The sequence below is a fragment of the Gaiella sp. genome (assembly GCF_035558935.1).
Taxonomy (GTDB): Bacteria; Actinomycetota; Thermoleophilia; order Gaiellales; family Gaiellaceae; genus Gaiella.
On the sequence record NZ_DATMBZ010000063.1, the window covers coordinates 13,608 to 28,898 of the forward strand.

16 protein-coding genes and 1 tRNA gene are annotated in these 15,291 nt (G+C 70.1%); 13 read left to right on the plus strand and 4 right to left on the minus strand.

Translation table 11 applies throughout. From position 1 onward, the window contains the following. Positions 1-87 precede the first annotated feature (87 nt). The 3 genes from VNM44_RS06280 (at position 88) to VNM44_RS06290 (ending at position 2,813) form a co-directional block, all read left to right on the plus strand. Positions 88-162 (plus strand) — tRNA-Pro (locus tag VNM44_RS06280). A gap of 345 nt (positions 163-507) precedes the next feature. Further along, the gene (locus VNM44_RS06285) at positions 508-1,134 is read left to right on the plus strand and encodes a hypothetical protein (RefSeq protein WP_325623819.1); all 627 of its coding nucleotides are present in this window, start codon (positions 508-510) and stop codon (positions 1,132-1,134) included. Between the two features lie 665 nt (positions 1,135-1,799). Continuing rightward, positions 1,800-2,813, plus strand: a complete 1,014-nt coding sequence (locus VNM44_RS06290; RefSeq protein WP_325623821.1) for a hypothetical protein — start codon at positions 1,800-1,802, stop codon at positions 2,811-2,813. On the opposite strand, the gene trxA is transcribed toward VNM44_RS06290, so the two are convergent. Continuing rightward, positions 2,807-3,370, minus strand: a complete 564-nt coding sequence (trxA, locus tag VNM44_RS06295; protein ID WP_325623823.1) for a thioredoxin — start codon at positions 3,368-3,370, stop codon at positions 2,807-2,809. The two genes, VNM44_RS06290 and trxA, sit on opposite strands and share 7 nt — an antisense overlap. A gap of 103 nt (positions 3,371-3,473) precedes the next feature. Then, positions 3,474-4,508 (minus strand): amidohydrolase family protein, encoded by a 1,035-nt coding sequence (locus VNM44_RS06300; RefSeq protein WP_325623825.1) that lies wholly within the window; start codon positions 4,506-4,508, stop codon positions 3,474-3,476. A 26-nt stretch (positions 4,509-4,534) separates the two neighbouring features. On the opposite strand from VNM44_RS06300, the gene VNM44_RS06305 reads away from it, so the two are divergent. Genes VNM44_RS06305 through VNM44_RS06335 form a run of 7 tightly spaced genes read left to right on the plus strand, consistent with a single transcriptional unit; the run spans position 4,535 to position 10,491 of the window. Then, positions 4,535-5,086, plus strand: coding sequence for a CDP-alcohol phosphatidyltransferase family protein (locus VNM44_RS06305; RefSeq protein WP_325623827.1), 552 nt, complete (start codon positions 4,535-4,537; stop codon positions 5,084-5,086). Positions 5,087-5,097: 11 nt separating this feature from the next. Beyond that, entirely contained in the window at positions 5,098-7,599 is a 2,502-nt protein-coding gene (locus VNM44_RS06310; RefSeq protein WP_325623829.1) for a sugar phosphate nucleotidyltransferase, read from the plus strand. A gap of 58 nt (positions 7,600-7,657) precedes the next feature. Further along, positions 7,658-8,131, plus strand: a complete 474-nt coding sequence (locus tag VNM44_RS06315; protein ID WP_325623831.1) for a hypothetical protein — start codon at positions 7,658-7,660, stop codon at positions 8,129-8,131. After that, entirely contained in the window at positions 8,128-8,583 is a 456-nt protein-coding gene (locus tag VNM44_RS06320; RefSeq protein ID WP_325623833.1) for an FHA domain-containing protein, read from the plus strand. Before VNM44_RS06315 ends, VNM44_RS06320 begins: the two co-directional genes overlap by 4 nt. A gap of 49 nt (positions 8,584-8,632) precedes the next feature. After that, positions 8,633-9,325, plus strand: a complete 693-nt coding sequence (locus VNM44_RS06325) for a MerR family transcriptional regulator (RefSeq protein WP_325623834.1) — start codon at positions 8,633-8,635, stop codon at positions 9,323-9,325. Beyond that, on the plus strand, positions 9,322-9,843 hold the full coding sequence (locus tag VNM44_RS06330; RefSeq protein ID WP_325623836.1) for an adenine phosphoribosyltransferase: 522 nt from the start codon (positions 9,322-9,324) through the stop codon (positions 9,841-9,843). Before VNM44_RS06325 ends, VNM44_RS06330 begins: the two co-directional genes overlap by 4 nt. 42 nt (positions 9,844-9,885) lie before the next feature. Next, complete coding sequence (locus VNM44_RS06335) at positions 9,886-10,491, plus strand: hypothetical protein (protein WP_325623838.1); 606 nt, start codon at positions 9,886-9,888, stop codon at positions 10,489-10,491. A 287-nt stretch (positions 10,492-10,778) separates the two neighbouring features. On the opposite strand, the gene VNM44_RS06340 is transcribed toward VNM44_RS06335, so the two are convergent. Beyond that, positions 10,779-10,979 carry a hypothetical protein gene (locus VNM44_RS06340; protein ID WP_325623839.1) on the minus strand — a complete coding sequence of 67 codons (201 nt, stop codon included), beginning with the start codon at positions 10,977-10,979 and terminating at the stop codon, positions 10,779-10,781. 654 nt (positions 10,980-11,633) lie between these two features. On the opposite strand from VNM44_RS06340, the gene uppP reads away from it, so the two are divergent. Both uppP and VNM44_RS06350 read left to right on the plus strand, forming a co-directional pair. Continuing rightward, complete coding sequence (gene uppP, locus VNM44_RS06345; protein WP_325623841.1) at positions 11,634-12,569, plus strand: undecaprenyl-diphosphatase UppP; 936 nt, start codon at positions 11,634-11,636, stop codon at positions 12,567-12,569. A 1-nt stretch (position 12,570) separates the two neighbouring features. Further along, positions 12,571-13,410 (plus strand): alpha/beta fold hydrolase, encoded by an 840-nt coding sequence (locus VNM44_RS06350; RefSeq protein WP_325623843.1) that lies wholly within the window; start codon positions 12,571-12,573, stop codon positions 13,408-13,410. A 363-nt stretch (positions 13,411-13,773) separates the two neighbouring features. Here VNM44_RS06350 and VNM44_RS06355 read toward each other — a convergent pair whose 3' ends face one another. Continuing rightward, positions 13,774-14,004 carry a hypothetical protein gene (locus VNM44_RS06355; protein WP_325623845.1) on the minus strand — a complete coding sequence of 77 codons (231 nt, stop codon included), beginning with the start codon at positions 14,002-14,004 and terminating at the stop codon, positions 13,774-13,776. 226 nt (positions 14,005-14,230) lie between these two features. Between VNM44_RS06355 and VNM44_RS06360 the strand changes: the two genes are divergently transcribed. Continuing rightward, the gene (locus tag VNM44_RS06360) at positions 14,231-15,280 is read left to right on the plus strand and encodes a sigma-70 family RNA polymerase sigma factor (RefSeq protein WP_325623847.1); all 1,050 of its coding nucleotides are present in this window, start codon (positions 14,231-14,233) and stop codon (positions 15,278-15,280) included. The last annotated feature ends 11 nt before the right edge of the window (positions 15,281-15,291 follow it).

Here is a 15,291-nt window from a genome sequence, read left to right on the forward strand (position 1 = left end):
CGATCGCCCGCCCCGGGCTCGAATCCGCGTCGGGTGCAGTCCTCACGCCAGGCGGCGTTTCCGACTGCCGCTACGATGCCCGGGTCGCGGGGCGTGGCGCAGCCTGGTTAGCGCGCTAGTCTGGGGGACTAGAGGTCCCGAGTTCGAATCTCGGCGCCCCGATGAGGAAAGCCCTGCTAGTGCGGGGCTTTTCGTCTTCCTCGGAGCAAGAACGGGCTCTCAGCGGGTCACGTCCTTTCGTGTTTGGTGAGACAGCCGTGAGGGAACATTGCCGCTCGACGGCTCTGGATTTCGACGTGACTTGCATCGAGGGGGACTGGTTTGTGGGGAGCCGGATCTCCACACCCCATGGGGGAGCGAGGCGCCAGGAACCCGGAGCCGTCATCGCTTCTGTCTGTCCCCCCTCGATACCAGCCTCGCCGGCATCGACTCATCGACGACTGCCTTGGCCTGCGACAACGTCTGCTGGGGAAGGCGCGGCACGAGCGATCTGAGAGAATCGTCGCCGTGATCCGCTTCGGCGACCTGGAAGTGCCACGCGGCGCGATCGCACAGCTTGTGGTCGCCCTGAGGGACGCGGGCGAAAGCCGTCTGGCGGACAAGCTTGGCCGCGCGATCGACGGGAACGCCGACCGACTCGTCCTCGCACACCAGGATTACGCGCCGATCCTCCGCGTCACCTCCAGAAATCCCATTCCGGCCCTGGAAGACTTCACGCGCCTCGTCGAAGAACGATCGGGGCGGCCACGACCGACCGGCCGCGAGCTCGAGGAGCTCCGCCAAAAGCGACTTGCCGCGAACGAAGTCTTCTTCCGAGAGCTGAACGAGAAGCTCGAGAAGCTCGACCGCGGGTCCGCTGACACGGACGTGTTGACCATTGTTTGCGAATGCGCCGACCCGGACTGCGCGCAGCGGATCGAGCTCGACCATGGCGAATACGAGACAGCCCGCTCGGAGCCGACCCGGTTCGTCGTGGCCCCAGGACACGTTGAACCCGAGATCGAGGAAGTCATCTCACGTACCGAGCGGTTCGAGCTCGTCCGGAAGGTCGGCGTCGGACGCGAGGTCGCAACCCGCCTCGACAGCACGAGCGCAGGCGACAGCGACCCACCGGGACCGCCCGAGGGGTCGTAGCTCGCACACCAGCGGCGCTCGTCGCCATGCACCCTGCGACCGCGGGCCGCTCTCGAGACGCCTCGAGCGCCACGAAGTCGAGAATCTCGGCTCGCAGCGATTCTCGACCGGCCCGGGCCGAAGGCTCGGTAGATCCCGGCAACGGCTTCAGTGGTGTCGCGGATGCGCCAGGGGCCGGGGGCGATAGCGTGCGGGGCAACGAGGACGACGTCGATCCGCCGGATCGTGACCGCGTTCGGGGAGGAATCACGGGCATGACCAGCACCGCTCCGACCTGGCTGGAAGGCGCCCAGCGCTATCGGGCCCACCGAGACCGCGTGGAGCACCACGACGGGACGTGTGACTTCATGTATCCCGGGACCTGGCGCGAGCGTGACGGCCGCTGCTTGCTGCCGAAAGGCCACGATGGGCCGCACCTGTACCGTCGCGAAGGCGAGGACGCGCCGACCAGGGAAGAGGCCTACCAGGTCGAGCGGGAGCGGAAGAGACGTCATCGCCTTCGGCGGGAAAGGGCCGCGAGGGCCATGCGCAGCTCGGGCTCCAGTAGCTGAAGCCCGGCGAGAGGCACGGAGCATCCGAATGTGAAGCGCTGCGACCGCGCCGAACCGCTAGCAGGATCTGGCCTTTCACGCGACCGCCGGGCCGATTAGGATCCGCGCGGCTCCATGCGGCGGGCGGCGTTCATCACAGCGGCGGCAAGCGCCCTCGTCGCGGCGGGCGTCGGCAGCGGCGCACCGACGCCGCTCGACCCGCCCGTCCCGCAGGTGGCGATCTTCTACTACGCCTGGTACGGCACACCGGCCGTCGACGGCGCCTGGCTGCACTGGGGTCAGGGCGACAACGCGCCACCCCGTCGGATCGGGTCGAACTACTACCCGGCGCGCGGGCCGTACTCCTCGGGTGTCGGCTCGGTGCTGCGCGCGCAGATGCGCGAGATCGCCGCGACCGGGATCGACACCGTGATCGTGTCGTGGTGGGGACCAGGCTCCGTCGAGGATGCGCGGCTCCGGCCAGTCGTCACAGCAGCGAAGGCCGCGGGGCTGAGCGTGGCGCTCCACGTCGAGCCCTGGCCGGGACGGACGCCGGGCGCCGTCGTCGCTGCGCTGCGACCGCTGACGGGTCTCGGCATCCGCGACGTCTACGTGTACGACTCGACGAGCTCCCCGGACGACGAGTGGCGGGCGGCGCTCGCAGGGCTCGACGGATTCCGCGTCTTCGCGCACACCTCGCTGCCCGGAAGGGCGCTCAAGGGAGGCTTCCAGGGCCTCTACACCTACGACGTCCTCGTCTACGACGGCAGCTCGTTCGGTCGAATGTGCGCAGGAGCGCGCCGGCTCGGGCTCGTCTGCGCGCCGTCCGTCGGCCCGGGTTTCGACGCCTTCCGCGCCACGGGCGACGCGCGTGTCCGCCAGCGGAACGACGGCGGCGTCTACGACCACATGTGGCAAGCCGCCGTCCGGGCGTCACCCGACGTCGTGACGATCACGAGCTACAACGAGTGGCACGAGGGCACGCAGATCGAGCCCGCGCGCGCAACCGGTGGGTACCTGACCTACGACGGGGCGTGGGGGCGGAAGGGCACGGACGCGCAGCGGGCCTATCTCGACCGCACCGCCTACTGGGTCGAGCGCCTGCGCGGCGTGAGGGCGACGACCGCGCGCGTGTCGCGCGCTCAGTAGAGCGCAGTCGCGAGGCGGCGCCGGTAGTCCGACACGACCGGGTCGTCCTGGCCGAGCTGCTCGAAGAGCGCTACGGCCACCTCCCGCAGCCGGTCGCGCTCTTCGGCCGCGGCACCCGGAACGGCGTCGACGATCAGGTCGAGCGCGCGGTCCAGATCGCCTGCGTCGACCGCGGCGACGACGTCGGGCAGCTCGCCGGCGGCGCGGAGCTCCTCGACGAGCGCCCCGGCGCGCGGAGGCGCCAGCAGCTCGTCGAGAAAGGTCGCGACCGCGGCGCGCGACTGCGCTCCGACGAACTGGCTCACGACCTTGCCGTCCCGGAACGCTTTGACCGCGGGGATCCCGCTCACGGAGAACTGTGCGGCGAGCGCCTGGTTCGCGTCGACGTCGAGCTTGACCAGCTCGACCGCGCCCTCCCGCGCTTCGATCTCCCCCTCGAGGACGGGAGCGAGGGCATGACACGGGCCGCACCACTCGGCCCAGAAGTCGACCACCACCGGCACCTCGTGGGAGCGTTCGAGGACGACGGTGTCGAAGGTCTGCTCGGTGGCGTCCATCGCTCGAGCCAGCGTAGCTGTGGGGAATACCTTGTCCGCGCCGGACATGTCTTCCTGCCTGGCACGAAGACACGGCTCCCGCGGCCGTGTCCGGCGCGCGTATCTACGCGCCGGGCACGCCCCGACCCGGGGGCAGAACCACGTCGGCGCCGCAGCCGGCGACGAGCGCCGCCCGCACGTGCTCGGGTGCCACGCCGCGGAGCGACCGGTGACGGGGGTCGACCTCGATCTCGTCCCATGCCTCGAGCCCGAGCGCTCGGGCGCCGTTTGCGCCGCCGATCGCCCACAGCTCGTCCGTCGCGAAGATGCCGCGTCGGCCCTCCTGACGCCGCGCGATTCCCTCGAGCTCGCGGAGCTCCTCGAACGGGTCGATCCGGACGTTGGAGTCCGAGCCGATGCACAGCGGGATGCCACGGTGCCGCACCCGGACTGCGGGAAGGAAGCCGTCGCCCAGATCCGCCTCGGTCGTCGGGCACGCGCAGATCGTCGACCCGCTGTCGCGCAGGAGATCGAGCTCTGCGCCGTTCGCGTGGGTCGCGTGGACGACCGTCGTGTGCGCTCCGAGGCAGCCGGAGTCGGCGAGCAGCTCGATCGGACGGAGGCGGTGCTCCGCGAGGCATTCCTCGATCTCGCGGGGCTGCTCGTCGGCGTGGACGTGGAGGGGGAGACCCTCGGCCGCCGCGTAGCGGCCCAGCTCGACGAGCCAGTCCCTGGGGCACGCGCGCACCGAGTGGGGCGCCACCCCGACCCCGATCCCGCGGGCGCGGAGCGTCTCGACCTGTTCGAGGTACGCCGTGACGGTCGGCTGGCGCATCCGTTCGAGCCCACCGCGCGCGTAGGCGACGTAGAGGCAAACGAAGCCGATGCCCGCCTCGGCGGCCGCCTCGGCAGCAGCCAGCGCCGAGTCGGGGCCGAGGTAGTGGAACTCGCCCACGGCCGTGAACCCCGCGGCGCGCATCTCGCGGTACGTCTCGGCGTAGAGGTCGCGCACGGTCTGCGGCGTCTGGGCGGCGGCTTCCGCGAGCATGCCCTCCCGCCACGACCAGAAGTCGTCGCCCGCAGCCCGGCCTCGAAGGGCGCGCTGGAACGCGTGGCTGTGGGCGTTGACGAGCCCCGGCAACGTCACGGCTCGCGTCACGGGCGACGACACTAACCTACGAGGGGATGCACACCCAGAGCTCGGTCTCCGCGCCGCTCCGGCAGCTGCCGAACATCCTGACGCTCCTCCGCTTCGCGGCGATCCCACTCTTCGTGGTCCTCCTCGCCCAAGAGCAGGACGGCCCGAGCTGGCCGGCGGGCATCGTGTTCGCGCTCGCGGCGATCACCGACCAGCTCGACGGCTGGCTGGCCCGCCGCTGGAGCGTGGAGTCTGGGTTCGGGAAGGTCGCCGACCCGCTCGCCGACCGCCTGATGATCGACGTGTGCGTGGTCCTGCTCGTGGTGTACGACCGCCTGCCGTGGATCGCGCTCGTGATCCTGCTGCGTGATCTGCTGCTCGTGGGCGGGTACAAGCTCGTCGTGCCACGGGGCTACGAGTTCGAGGTCTCACGACTGGGGAAGATCGCCACCTGGGGTCTCTACGCATCGCTCGTGCTGGTGCTGGTGACGGAGCGCGACACGTGGTGGCCACTCGCGCTCTTCTGGGTGAGCCTCGGCCTAGCGGTCGCCGCCGCCGGGCAGTACGTGGCCAAGGCGCTGCGCGAGGTCCGCTCGTGAAGGCTGTCGTCATGGCGGGGGGAGAGGGCACCCGACTCCGCCCGCTCACGTCCAACCAGCCGAAGCCGATGGTCCCGATCGTCGGAAAGCCGTGCATGGAGCACATCCTCGACCTGCTCCGGCGGCACGACATGCACGAGGTCGTCGTCACGCTCGCCTTCATGCCCCAGGCGATCAGGACGTACTTCGGGGACGGCACGACCCTCGAGATGGACGTCGACTACTCCGTGGAGGAGCAGCCGCTCGGCACCGCGGGGTCTGTCCGGCTCGCGCGCGAGCGTCTCGACGACACGTTCCTCGTCATCTCGGGTGACGCGCTCTGCGACGTCGACCTGACGGGGCTCGTCGCCGCGCATCGCGAGAAGGGCGCCGCGGTCACCATCGCCCTCAAGTCGGTCGACAACCCACTCGAGTTCGGCATCGTCGTGACCGACGAGGACGGGCGGGTCGAGCGGTTCCTCGAGAAGCCGTCATGGGGCCAGGTCTTCTCGGACACGATCAACACAGGGATTTACGTGCTCGAGCCCGAGGTGCTGCGGCACATCCCCACCGACCGGCCGTACGACTTCTCGAAGGAGCTCTTCCCGCTGCTGCTCGAGATGGGCCGGCCGATCTACGGTCATGTGCTCGACGGCTATTGGCAGGACATCGGCAACCTCGAGCAGTTCCGGCAGGCGAACTTCGACGCGCTCGACGGCCGAGTGCAACTCGACATCCCCGGCCTGCGCCTGCGCGGCAACGTGTGGGTCAGCGAGGAGGTCGACATCAACGAGGTCGCCGGCGTCGCCGGCCCGGCCTTCATCGGCGCCAACTGCCGGATCGCGGACGGCGCGTCGATCGGTGCCCACGCGGTGCTCTCACAGGGTGTGATCGTCCGCGAGGGCGCGCGTGTCACGCGCAGCGTCGTCGACGCGGGTTCCTACCTCGGCCGGAGCTCCGTGGTCGAGGGGGCGATCATCGGCCGCGGCTGCGACCTGCGCGACCACGTCCGCGTGCACGAGGGCGTCGCGATCGGCGACCAGGTGACGATCGGTCCGGAGGCGACGCTCTTCCCGGGTGTCCGCGTCTACCCGTTCAAGGAGATCGAGACCGGGGCGCAGATCCACGAGAGCGTCGTCTGGGAGACCCGCGCGGCGAGCACGCCGTTCGGCCGGGAAGGAGCGACGGGCCTCGTCAACGTCGATCTCACGCCCGAGACGGCCGTCCGGCTCGCGGCCGCCCTCGGCACAGCGCTCCGCCGCGGTGATCGCGTCGTCGCGAGCCGCGCCTCCGCCGACGCCTGCCGCATGATCCAGCGCGCGATCATCTCCGGGCTCACCTCGACCGGCGTGCACGTCGCCGACCTGCGGATCTCGCCGGCCGCCGTGACCCGCCATGTCCTGAAGACGCAGGCGCTCCAGGCGGGGATCCACGTCGGTCGCTCGAGCGTCGACCCGGAAATGATCGACGTGCGGTTCTTCGAGTGGCCCGGGAACCAGATGACGGCGACCCTCCAGAAGGAGGTCGAGAAGCACTTCAGCCGCCACGAGCTTCGGCGCGCGACGTTCGCCGAGGTGGGGGAGACCACGTACCCCGCGCGCGTTCGGGAGAGCTACGCGCAGGACATCCTCGACTCGCTCGACGCCGAGGCGGTGCGCAGGCGGCGGTTCCGCGTCGCACTCGACTACGGCTACTCGCCGGCGGCGTTCACGCTTCCGCTCGTCCTCGGCCCCCTCGGCGTCGAGGCGATCGCGGCCCACGGCTTCTTCGTCGAGGACGTCGCCGACGAGCTCGGCACCGTCGATGCCCGCAGGATCGTGACGGGCGTTCGTGCCGATCTCGGTGTGGTGCTCGACCGGGCGGCCGAACGGCTGCTGCTCGTCGACGAGCGCGGGGAGGCCGTTCCGGCGGACCTCGGCATGCTGCTCGTCGTCAAGCTGCTCGTGCTCGCGGGACGGGAGGGGCGGATCGCCGTGCCCATCACGGCGACGGACCGGGTCGACGAGCTCGTGGCGGGCTCAGCCCTCGAGATCGTCCGGACGCAGCATTCGCTCGGCGACCTGACGCGCGCGGCCACGGAGGACGGCGTCGTGCTCGCGGTCGCGCCCACCGGCGGCTTCGTGTTCCCGGACGTCGTCCCCGGCTACGACGCGGTGACGACGGTGTGCAGACTGCTCGAGCTGCTCGCGGGCCAGGAACCCCCGATCTCCGAGCTCGTCGCGCAGCTGCCGCGGCCGACGCTGGTGCATCGCGAGCTTCCTTGCCCGTGGAGCCGCAAGGGCCTCGTCATGCGGCTCGTCAACGAGCAGCTGGCCGACCGGCGGCTCGACCTGATGGACGGTGTCAAGGCCTATGACGACCGTGGTTGGGTCCAGGTGCTCCCCGACCCCGACGAGCCGCTCGTGCACGTCTACGCCGAGGGCGAGACCGAGGAGCTCACCGGCGAGCTCGCAGGTGAGGTCGCGGGGTTCGTCGAGGTGATCGTGCAGGGAGAAGGGGTCGAACAGCGAACGTTGGAGCAAGCCTCAAGCTGAGGTTGACCCCTCGGCTGCTCTCCTGCTTCAATCCGTCGTTCTCCGACGAAAGGTGTCAGTGAGCCCCGTGAACGCGCTTCCCGACCTCGCCAGCCTGAGCGACGACGACCTCGAACGCCTGGTCCGGGCCACCGAAGACGAGGAGGAGGCGATCTCGAAGCGTCGGAGGCGGCTGCACGAGCGCATCGACGCGCTCCGCGCCGAGCGCGTGACGCGGCTACGCGGTCAGGTTGCAGCCGGAACGCTCGCGGTGCCGTCTCCCGAGACGCTCGAGCGCCCGATCTTCGAGGGGACGGGCGAGCCTCCCGCCGAGCGCGCCGAGGACGAGGCGCTGCCCGATCCCGCCGGGCTGTCGGACGACGAGCTGCGCGCGACCATCATCTCGTTCGAGCAGGAGGAGGACGACATCTCGCTCCACCGCCGCGTGCTGCATGGCCGCATCGACATCCTCCGCGCCGAGCGCGAGCGCCGCCGCAGGGGGCGGCACGTCGACCCCGGGGAGCTCGGGCCGATCCTCGGCGGGCCGCGATGAGCCATGTCTACTGCCCGGAGTGCGGTTTCCAGAACCCCGAGGCGGCGAACTACTGCGCACGCTGCGGCGCTTACCTCCGCCGTGACGAGCAGGGGGAGACGACGTTGAGCCTCGATCTCGACGACCTGGGGCACGAGGGACTGCCCTCCGGCGAGCCACGTGGGCCGGCGCTCGTCGTCCGAGCCGGCGGAGGCCGCGCGGGGGAGACGTTCGAGATGGCCGGCCTGCGGACGCTGATCGGCCGCTCGCCCGACTGCCACGTGTTTCTCGACGACGTCACCGTGTCGCGCCGGCACGCGGAGGTCGTCCACGAGAACGAGGACTACGTGATCCGTGACCTGGGCAGCCTCAACGGGACGTTCGTCAACCGGCACCGGATCGAGAGCTCTGTGCTGGCCACGGACGACGAGGTGCAGATCGGCAAGTACCGGATGACGTTCCTTCTCCCATGAGCAACGCTTGCCTGCAACTCGCGTTCGTGGGGGAAACCGAGGTCGGCCCATGAGCACCACCACCGAGCCGACCGCGACACAGCCGCGCCTGCACACGATCGGGGCCGTCTGTGAGCGACTCCGCGCCGAGTTCCCCGACATCTCGATCTCGAAGATCCGCTACCTCGAGGACCAGGGCCTACTCAGCCCGCGGCGGACCCGCGGCGGCTACCGGCTCTTCTCCGAGGGTGACGTCGAGCGCCTGGAGACGATCCTGCGCCTGCAGCGGGACGAGTTTCTCCCGCTCCGCGTGATCCGTGACTCCCTCGACCTCCGCGGGACGACCCCAGCCAAGCGCCGTGCACCGGCGCTGCGCGATTCGGGCGGCGAGATCGACCTTCCCGCGCTGTGCCAGAGGGCCGGGATCACGCCCGACTTCGCGCGCCGACTCGAGGAGTACGACCTCGTGACGCCGCGGATCGAGGCCGGGGAGCGGATCTACCGAGAGAGCGACGTCGAGATCGCCGCCGCGTGCGGCCGGCTTGCGCGCCACGGCCTCGATGCCCGCCACCTGCGCGCCTTTCGGACCGCGGCGGGGAGGCAGTCGGCGCTGCTCGAACAGCTCGTCGCGCCGGGGCTGCGGTCGCGCGACCTCGAGCGACGACGCGCGGCGCTCGACGACCTGGAGGCGCTCGCCGGCGTTGCGACCGAGCTCGCGCAGCACCTGCTCGTCCGCGACCTGAGGGAGGCATCCGAACGATGACGATCGAGGAGCTGAAGGCACTCGTGCGTGACGTGCCCGACTTCCCGACCGAGGGCATCGTCTTCAAGGACCTGATGCCTCTGATCGGGAACGGCGAGGCGTTTCATGCGACGATCGAGCAGCTCGCCGAGTGGGCGGGGCCCCGTTCGCCGGACATCATCCTCGGTGCGGAGGCCCGGGGGTTCATCTTCGGCGGGGCGCTCGCATACGAGCTCGGTTGCGGCTTCGTTCCGGCGCGCAAGCCGGGAAAGCTGCCGTGGGAGAAGGTTCGCGCGACGTACGACCTGGAGTACGGAAGCGACTCGCTCGAGATTCACGCCGATGCGCTGGCCGCCGGCTCCCGGGTGATCGTGCTCGACGACGTGCTCGCGACCGGAGGGACAGCGCACGCGAAGGTCGAGCTCGTCGAGCGGCTCGGCGGCGAGGTCGTGGGCGCCCTGTTCGTGATCGAGCTCACGTTCCTCGACGGACGCGCGAAGCTCGACGGGACCGACGTCCACGCCTTGATCGCGTACTAGAGCTCGGTCGACACCGTCCGACCGGGCGGCTACACCTAGTTCATGGGCGGTGTCGACGCGCTCACCGGGCGGTTTCGGCTTCCGTGCCCGACGGCCGGCTGGTGCCGGGTCCAGCTCTCGGCCTTCAGAGCGATCGAGAGACTCGACGGCTCCGCGCATCCGGCCGTCTATCGCGTCGTCTTCGCGTGCACATGCGGTGCCGACCATGTTGCGCTCGTGGGTCACGACGATCTCGACTGGTCGCCGCTCGGCCTGGGAGACGACGGGACGTACGTCAACCTGATGACGTCGCGCACGGACGACCTCGCGACCGAGCTGACGGGGCTCGCGTCGGCGCGAATCGGTCGCGGCCAGTGGCCGTGGTGCTTCTTCTGCTGCCGCGAGGACATGCCGCGTCCGGTGACGCCATCGGCGTTCCGACATCTCGAGCCGTACGTCGGCACGATGGCGGTCGCGATTCGCTGCCCTGCGTGCGGATCGACGTCGATCAATCTCGTGAGCCGCCCGCATGTCGACGTCCCCTTTCACTCCGACCCGCGGATCGGCGTCGCATTGCGCGCGTTCGGGGACGATGCGTTGACGACCACGGAGGCGTTTCGCGCGGAGCTCGACTCCGCGACCTTCGACGAACGGGCGCTGGCGCGCTGATGGGTGAGGGCTCGTTCACTCCCGGGAGGGATCACCCCGACCTCGGGCGCCGGCCGATTCGGAAAGGCATGGGATCAGCCGTCGATTCAACCCCAGCGGATACCGCTGCGCGCAACCTGCAACTTCTCCGCGACTGCCTCGCTCTGGGGCGTCCGGGACGCCGCCGACCGCCGGCCAAGGTCCGGCTCGAGGAGGCTCTCGGCCCGGAGCTGGCCCGGAAGCTCGTCAGGAGCCTGAGCCCGGACCGCGGATAACCCGGCACCGCCGTCGCCGGGAGGCTGCCCGACCTAGCGCTGGTCGCGTGGGTCGGGCTCGCCGCGCGTGCGTACGAGCAGGAACACGAGGAATGCGACGACGAGTGAGAGCACGAGCGCGGTTGCCTTCGAGACTTCGATGGCGACCATGCCCAGGTAGAGGACGAGGAAGAACACGACCGCCCAGATGAAGCTCTGGACGCCCCGGTCGACGCTGGGCGAGCGCAGGTGCATCGCCCGCATCCTAGTGACACCGTTGAGCGACCGCGTGACCTGCGCGCATGGGCTCGGCTGTGGATCGATTGGTGCCGGGACGACACGAAGGCGTGAACCACACGTCACGGTTTTCGCGTTACGCTCGAGGCGTGGGGAGGAGGTCGGTGGCCCGGGAGACGGCCAGCCGGGACATGTCCGTCGCGGACAAGGAGAGATCCACGCAGCGTGCCCAAGGCGGCGAGCGCGATACGTCTCGTAGGGCCGGCAGTCGCACGGGCCGCCGCGTTTCGCGGGGCTCGCAAGGGCCGGCACGTTCGCCGGGGCCGGCAGGTCGCAGGGCTGCCGCAAGCGCTTCGCCGGGTCGCCGGAAGCGGGATGCCACGGGAGGAATCCACCCGTCGGATTCCCCCAATGCGGACCAAAGAGATTCACCGAGCCGGTGGCGCTTTCGTCCACCTGCCACGTCGACCTTCCGCTTGCGCGTAGTGCCTGCGTGACGGGCTTCGACCTAGTCGCGCTCCGTGCTCGGTGCACGGCCAACCTACGGTCTGACGCGCGGCCGGTCAAGCGCGCGCGGAACGCGAAACGCGCAATTTGCGTCGTTTCCGTTTCGGCCTCGTCTCCGACCGGTGAACCACGTCCCACCGGCCGCCACACGACTACGATCCGGCCGTGCGCGGCCGACGGACGTACGTGCTCGCGGCCGCGCTGCTCGGCGTCGCGGCTCTGCTCGCGGCCCTCGGAGTGGGGGACGCACCGGGATTCCCGGACTGGCAGGCTTTCGTGCTCGGGGTCGTCCAGGGCGCGACCGAGCTCTTGCCGGTCTCGTCATCTGGCCATCTGATCCTCGTCCCATGGGTCGGCGACTGGACGTTCCTCGAGACGCACGACGACTTCAACCAGACCTTCGACGTCGCGCTCCACCTCGGCACGATGCTCGCCGTCGTGGGGTACTTCGCACGCGACCTATGGGCGATGGTGCTCGCCTTCTTCCGCACGCTCCGGACCCGGCGACTCGAGACGGCCGACGAGCGCCTGGCCTGGATCGTCCTCGTCGCGACGATCCCTGCCGGCATCGTCGGGCTCGCTCTCGAGGACACGATCACGGCGCACCTGGGCGAGCCCTGGCAGATCGCGATCCTCCTCTCCGTGTTCGCGCTCCTGCTCTGGCTGGTCGACCGCCGCCCGGCGACGAGGGACGCGCACGAGCTGTCGCTCAAGGAGGGCCTCGCGGTGGGCATTGCACAGGCACTGGCGCTCATGCCGGGCGTCTCGCGCTCGGGAATCACCATCACCGCGGGACGCCTCTTCCGCCTCGACCGCGACGCAGCGGCGCGCCTCTCCTTCCTCCTGCTCGTTCCCACGGTGCTCGGGGCTGTCGTGCTCAAGGGCGTGAAGGATGTCCTGCTCGGAGACCTGCCCCCGGGCTGGAAAGGGCCGTTCGTGGTCGGAGTGCTCGCGGCGTGGGGGACGGGCCTGCTCGCGATCGAATGGCTCCTCGGCTATGTGCGCCGCCACACGTACGGGCTGTTCGTCGTCTACCGCCTCGTCGTCGCCGCCCTCATCGTGCTCCTCATCGTCGTGGGCGCGCGTGAGGCAAGCTTCTGAGATGCGCGTCGACGTAGGCGATATCGAGCTCTACGTGCACGAGAGAGGGGATGGGAGCCCGATCGTCGCGCTCCACGGCGGCCCCGGGCTCGACGGCTCCGTGTGGTTTCCCGCGCTCGATGCGCTCGCCGAAGACGGGTTCCGGATCCTCGCGGTCGACCACCGCGGCAACGGCCGTTCCGACGCCGGCGATCCCGCGCTCTGGACCGTCGCCAGGATGGCCGACGACGTCGAGGCCCTCATCCAGGGCCTGGGGTTGGAAGACCCCGTCCTGATCGGCTGGAGCTTCGGCAGCTTCGTCGCGCAGAGCCACATGGCGCGGCATGGGACTTCCGCGGCGTACGTGCTGATGGGCACGGTCGCCGAGCCCGCCGCGCTGCACGGCGTCTACGACCGGCTTGCCGCCTTCCAGCCCGAGCATCTGCGTGCGCAGGTGACCGAGTCGTGGGAGCGCGAATCGAGCGTCCAGACGCCGGAGGAGAGCAAGCAGCTGCTGGCCGACCAGATGCCGTTCCACGTTGCCGACCCGGAAGGCCCGCTCGTTCGGTGGCTCGTCGAGAACGACCGCGTCGTCTACCGGCCCGACGTGCTCCGGCATTTCGCGACGGGCGGGGAGTACGGGCTCGTCGACCACCGCGAGGCTCTCCGGTCGTTCTCGCGCCCGGTGCTCGTCCTGAGCGGTGCCCACGACCGCACGACCCCGCCCGAGAGCGCGCAGGAGCTCGTGGACGCGCTCCCGACCGCCGAGCACCTAGTCATCGAGGGTGCCGCTCACATGATCCCCTACGAGCAGCCAGAGGCGTTCCTGACCGCACTGCGGTCGTTTCTCGCCCGCATCTGAGGCGGGTGGGCGGGGAAGACGTCCTCGCAGGACACCAAAGCTCCGCAGTCTTCCTGCTACTTGACATAACGTCGATTACCGTGCGTTAACGCACGACTGGCAATCACGGCGCCGCTCAGGCGAGTGTGGACTGCCTTCGGGCCTGTCAGTGCGGCGTGTCGTCGTGCTCGTCGATGTCCGAACTGTTGCGCCCATTCCTGTTCGTGACCTTGAGGACGAGCCAGATCGGCACGGCGATGACGATTGCCAAGATGACGAAACTCCACACCGTTACAGCGAGGGGCGCTCCCATCTCGCCGACGATACGGGCGTAGTCGGACGACTGGTCGGCTGCGTGAACAGAGTTGAACCTGCGCTGACGGCTCAACGCCGCTCCGCGCTGCAGATCCCGCAGTGCGGCTGGAGTTGACCGAGCTCGTCCGGAAAGAAGCGCCAGCCATGGCTCTCGGCGTCGACTTCGCTCTCGACGGTCGCGCCGCAGTCGACGCAGCGTACGAACCAGTCGAGCATGCGCAGCGCCGACGCGCAGCTCAGGCAGTACGTCCCCGGGACGGGAGCGGCCGGCGGGCTGATTGTCCAGCCGTGCTCGAGCATGCCGGCCTCGCGGGCGCTCCGCCCGCATCCGTCACAGCGCGCAGGCGCGCCCCGGCGTTCCACCTGACCCTGGCCTTCCATCCTCCCCTGAGACCCACCCTACGGACGTTCGGCCCGGACGCCAGCGCTCGATTCCCGTGTGAGAGGGGTTGCGAGCATCGGCGAACTGTGGGAACCTCGTGGAGCAGCGCCCCCCATCGCGCACGGTCGTCGTTCCCCGCCTCCCGTGTCCACCGTCGACATCGAGACCCTGCTGTCGCAGGACGACCTGCGGGCCCTGCTCGAGAATTGCGAGCAGACCGGCTCGATCCGTGCGCCGGACGTGAACGAGATCGTCGAGACGCACGAGCTCACCGGGCTCGAACAGGAGGCGCTCGTCCGCGAGCTCGACAAGCGCGGGATCGAGATCGTCGAGGCGCCGCCCGTCGAGCGCGCGCCCGTCGCGCCGGCACCCGTGGAGTCGACCACCGACGCGCTTCAGCTCTTCCTCCGGGAGGCTGGACGCCACCGTCTGCTGACGGCGGCGCAGGAGGTTGCCCTCGCGAAGCGGATCGAGCGCGGCGACGAGGGAGCGAAGGCGGAGATGATCCAGTCGAACCTCCGGCTGGTCGTCTCGATCGCGAAGAACTACCGCAACCAGGGCCTTCCGTTCCTCGACCTGATCCAGGAAGGGACGCTCGGCCTGATCCGCGCGGTCGAGAAGTTCGACTGGCGCCGCGGCTTCAAGTTCTCGACCTACGCAACGTGGTGGATCAGGCAGGCAGTGGCGCGGGCGCTCGCAGACAAGGCCCGGACGATCCGGATGCCCGTGCACATCGTCGAGCGGCTGCAGAAGATCAACCGCGCCGAAAGGTCGCTGTGGACGCAGCTGGGCCGAGAGCCGACCCTCGACGAGGTGGCGGACGAGGCGTCGCTCACGCCGCAGCAGGTGCTCGAGGTGCGGGCGGCCGCCCGGGCGTCGACGAGCCTGGATGCGCCGATCGGCGACGAGGAGGATGCGGTGCTCGGTGACTTCGTCGCCGGCGACGAGCCGCTGCCGGAGGATGCTGTCGACGTCGAGCTGCGGCGGCAGGTGCTCCGAAACGCGCTCCTCTCGCTCCCCGACCGCGAGCGCGAGGTCGTGACCATGCGCTACGGCATCGACGGCGATGAGCCGCGCACGCTGGAGGAGATTGGGCGGCGGCTCGGCCTCACGCGCGAGCGGGTGCGCCAGATCGAGCTCGACTCGCTTCGGCGGCTGTCCCTCCTACGGGAGATGCAGGCCGTCCAGGGCTGAGCGGCGGTCCT

Coding starts and splice junctions, on each gene's coding strand:
- VNM44_RS06330 (WP_325623836.1), top strand. CDS start 9,322: ATGACGATCGAGGAGCTGAAGGCACTCGTGCGTGACGTGCCCGACTTC.
- VNM44_RS06350 (WP_325623843.1), top strand. CDS start 12,571: ATGCGCGTCGACGTAGGCGATATCGAGCTCTACGTGCACGAGAGAGGG.
- VNM44_RS06310 (WP_325623829.1), top strand. CDS start 5,098: ATGGCGGGGGGAGAGGGCACCCGACTCCGCCCGCTCACGTCCAACCAG.
- VNM44_RS06340 (WP_325623839.1), bottom strand. CDS start 10,979: ATGCACCTGCGCTCGCCCAGCGTCGACCGGGGCGTCCAGAGCTTCATC.
- trxA (WP_325623823.1), bottom strand. CDS start 3,370: ATGGACGCCACCGAGCAGACCTTCGACACCGTCGTCCTCGAACGCTCC.
- VNM44_RS06305 (WP_325623827.1), top strand. CDS start 4,535: ATGCACACCCAGAGCTCGGTCTCCGCGCCGCTCCGGCAGCTGCCGAAC.
- VNM44_RS06290 (WP_325623821.1), top strand. CDS start 1,800: ATGCGGCGGGCGGCGTTCATCACAGCGGCGGCAAGCGCCCTCGTCGCG.
- VNM44_RS06320 (WP_325623833.1), top strand. CDS start 8,128: ATGAGCCATGTCTACTGCCCGGAGTGCGGTTTCCAGAACCCCGAGGCG.
- VNM44_RS06355 (WP_325623845.1), bottom strand. CDS start 14,004: ATGCTCGAGCACGGCTGGACAATCAGCCCGCCGGCCGCTCCCGTCCCG.
- VNM44_RS06335 (WP_325623838.1), top strand. CDS start 9,886: ATGGGCGGTGTCGACGCGCTCACCGGGCGGTTTCGGCTTCCGTGCCCG.
- VNM44_RS06325 (WP_325623834.1), top strand. CDS start 8,633: ATGAGCACCACCACCGAGCCGACCGCGACACAGCCGCGCCTGCACACG.